The sequence below is a fragment of the uncultured Caballeronia sp. genome, from assembly GCF_964243625.1.
In the GTDB taxonomy this organism is placed as follows: Bacteria; Pseudomonadota; Gammaproteobacteria; order Burkholderiales; family Burkholderiaceae; genus Caballeronia.
The window spans coordinates 1-3728 of the sequence record NZ_CAXTGZ010000589.1; the positions used below are offsets into that span (position 1 = coordinate 1).

At 64.3% G+C, this 3728-nt stretch carries 2 protein-coding genes; both read left to right on the forward strand.

The window, feature by feature from the left end:
- Positions 1-1798: 4-alpha-glucanotransferase (gene malQ / locus ACFFAR_RS27585; protein ID WP_375508855.1), on the forward strand; the 1798-nt coding region annotated here is incomplete at its 5' end.
- 5 nt (positions 1799-1803) lie between these two features.
- Positions 1804-3728 (forward strand): malto-oligosyltrehalose synthase (treY, locus tag ACFFAR_RS27590; protein ID WP_174365323.1); only part of this gene is annotated, 1925 nt, incomplete at its 3' end.

A 3728-nucleotide genomic window follows, 5' to 3' on the forward strand; every position in this document is an offset into this window, starting at 1 on the left:
GCAGCGCACCACGCTCGCGGTCGCCCCGGCACGTTGCTATACCGTCGATGACGCGTGGCAAGCGCTCGGCAAAGACGCGAATCCCGCGCCGCCGGTGTTCGGCGTGGCTGCGCAAGTGTACGGCTTGCGTCGCGAGCACGATGGCGGCGTTGGCGATTACACCGCGCTCGCCACGCTTGCAGAACAGAGCGCGAAACGCGGCGCCCACGCCGTCGCGATCAGTCCGATGCACGCCATGTTCAGCGCCGAGCCGAACAAGTTCAGCCCATATTCGCCGTCGTCGCGCCTGTTCCTGAACATCGCGCATATCGATCCGGCTGCAGTAATGGGCGCCGAAGCAGCCCAGGCCGCGATCGAGACGGCCGGCGTCGCCGATGAATTCGCCGAACTCGAAGCGCTGCAGCTGATCGACTGGCCGCGCGTGGTGACGGCGAAGCTCGCCGTGCTGCGTGCGCTGTTTGCGCAGTTCGGCACGATTGGCAACGACTCGCTGCACAAGGACTTTGCGAAGTTCGTCAAACATGGCGGACGCGCGCTTGAAGATCACGCGCGTTTTGAAGCGCTGCAGGCCGTGCAGTTGAAGGAGTCCGGTGAAGGCCACTGGCGCAACTGGTCCGGCGATCTCAACAATCCACGCAGCAATGCGGTCGCCGAATTCGCAGCTGCAAACAAGGAAGAGGTCGAGTTCTTCCTCTTTGCGCAATGGCTCGCGGCCAAGGGTTTGTCGCACGCGCAACACGTGGCGCGCGACTCCGGCATGGCGATCGGCCTGATCGCGGATCTCGCCGTGGGTTGTGACAGCGCCGGCAGTCACGCGTGGTCGTATCGCGATGAAATGCTGCAAGGCGTGTCCGTCGGCGCGCCGCCCGATCTGTTCAACCAGAAGGGGCAATCGTGGGGACTGACCACGTTCTCCCCGCGCGCCATGCGCACGCAAGGCTTCACGGCGTTTATCGACATGTTGCGGGCCGCGTTCACGCTCGCAGGCGGGATTCGTATCGATCACATTCTCGGCCTGCGCCGTTTGTGGCTCGTGCCCGACGGCGAAAGCGCGAAGGACGGCGCCTACCTTCGATACCCCCTCGAAGACCTGTTGCGCCTGATCGCGCTCGAATCGTGGCGCCATAAGGCGATCGTGATCGGTGAAGACCTCGGCACCGTGCCACCGGGTTTTCGCGAGCGGTTGCAAGAACATGGTCTGCTCGGTATTCGCGTGCTGTGGTTCGAGCGCGCCGAAGAAGGTCCGGGCTTCAAGGCACCCGCCGACTGGGATCACGACGTCGCCGCGACCACGACCACGCACGATCTGCCGACCGTCACCGGCTGGTGGACCGGCGAGGACATTGTCTGGCGCTCGAAGATCGGCCAGACCGCCGTACGCGCCGATGGCAAGGACGCCGTCGAAATGGCGCAGGCGGAACGCGGCGAGGATCGCGAATTGCTATGGACTGCTTTCCAGGAAGCCGGCGTTGCCGCGCCGGATGTCGACGTCCCCGCCGATATCTCACCGCAGACCGCGCCGGTCGACGAAGCGCTCGCGTTCGTGGCCTCCACGCCCGCGCCGCTCGTCACCTATCCGCTGGAAGACTTGCTCGCGCTCGCCGAGATGCCGAACCTGCCCGGTTCCATCGACGAGCATCCGAACTGGCGCCGGCGGCTGGCGGTTCCCGTATCCGAACTGTTCGATGACGACTCGTTCGTCGACCGTCTGCTTGCAGTCGACCAGGCCCGACAGAAATCCGCCCATACGAAGGCGGCCGCGCATGACACCGCGCATAACGCATCACCCACTGACTGAAGACCATGACCGTCCCGCGCTCCACGCTTCGCCTGCAGCTTCACAAGGATTTCACGTTCGACGACGCCGCGCGCCAGGTCGACTACATGGCGTCGCTCGGGATCAGCCACGCGTACTTATCGCCGATCACCACCGCCACGAGCGGTTCCACGCACGGTTACGACACCGTCGACTACACGCGCGTGAACCCTGAACTCGGCGGCGAGGAAGGACTGAAACGCTTTGTCGAAAAACTGCGCGAACACGACATGGGCGTGATCGTCGATGTCGTGCCGAATCACATGGGCGTGGGCGGCTCGGAAAACCTCTGGTGGATGGATATCCTCGAATGGGGCCGTCACGCCGCCCATTCGCGTTATTTCGATGTCGACTGGCACTCGCCCGACCCTGCATTGCGCGGCAAGGTCCTCGCGCCGTTCCTGGGCGCCGCGTACGGCGAGGAACTGAAGGGTAACAAGATCAAGCTGACCTTCGACGCCAACGACGGCCGTTTCAAGGTCACGTACTACAGCAACACGTTCCCGGTAAGCCCGCTCGACTACGCGGCGATCCTGCAGGACAGCGCGCCGGAAATGGCACAGCGTTTCACCGGCCTTTCGACACAACCCGCCGACCAGCCGCGCGCCGACGAAGCACGTGCCGCGCTCAGGGAATTCGCGGCATCGGAGGAAGGCAAGAAGGCCATCGATACCGCCGTGCGCGCTCATTGCGGCGACAACGTGACGGGCCGCGACCGTCTGCATCGCCTGCTGGAACGCCAGCATTACCGGCTCGCATGGTGGCGCACAGCCGCAGATGAAGTGAACTGGCGCCGTTTCTTCGATGTCTCCACGCTCGGCGGCATGCGCGTGGAGCGCCCGGAGGTCTTCGACGCATCGCACGCGCTGATCTTCCGTTTGTTCACCGAGGGGCTGATAGACGGCGTGCGGATCGATCACGTCGATGGACTCGCCGAGCCGCGCGAATACTGCCAGCGCTTGCGCCATCGCCTGGAAGAGCTGGCGCAACAGCGTCCCGAGAACCTGCGGCAAGCGCGCACGTATTTTGTCGTCGAGAAGATCCTCGCGCGTGGCGAGCCCGTGCGCGACGACTGGCAAATCGATGGCACCACCGGCTACGATTTCATGAACGACGTCGGCGCGCTGCTTCACGATCCGCGCGGCGCTCAACCCCTCGCACAAAGCTGGGCCGAGTTGTCCGGACGTCCGGCCGACTTCGCAGTCGAAGCCGAAGCCGCGCGTCGCAAGATCCTGGCCGAGAACCTTTCCGCCGAACTCGACCGCGTTGCCCGCGCACTGCATCGGATCGCACGCGACTTGCCCGCCACTCGCGACTTCACGTTTTCATCGCTGAAGCGGGTTACGTCCGAACTCGTCGTGCACTTCCCCGTGTACCGGATTTATCCGGTCAGCGGACAACGCAGCGCGGAAGACGAACGCTTTTTCTCGATGGCCTACGAAGGCGCGAAGGCCGCGCTGGCGCCGGCAGACCACGGCATTCTCGATCAGGTCGCGCAATGGCTCGGCGGCCCGGGGGGCGAAGAGCCCGTCGAAGAAAAGCCGCCGCGTGAACGTATGCTCGACCGCCATGGACGCGAGCGTCCGGGCAGCGCATCTCAGAGTGCGCCGGCGAGCATAAACGGGTCGAATTCCGGCTCGAATTCCGGCTCGAATTCGATCGGTTCTCATCGACGCAATGCGCAAACCCTGTTTTCACAACTGACATCGCCGGTGGCCGCGAAGGCCGTCGAAGACACAGCGTGTTACCGATACGGCCGGCTTATCTCGCGCAACGAAGTCGGTGCCGATCCGGGCGAGTTTTCGTTATCGGTCGAGCAATTTCACGAAGGCAATGAGGAGCGCGCCAAACGCTTCCCGAACGCCATGCTCACGACCGCCACGCACGACCACAAGCGCGGCGAAGACGTCCG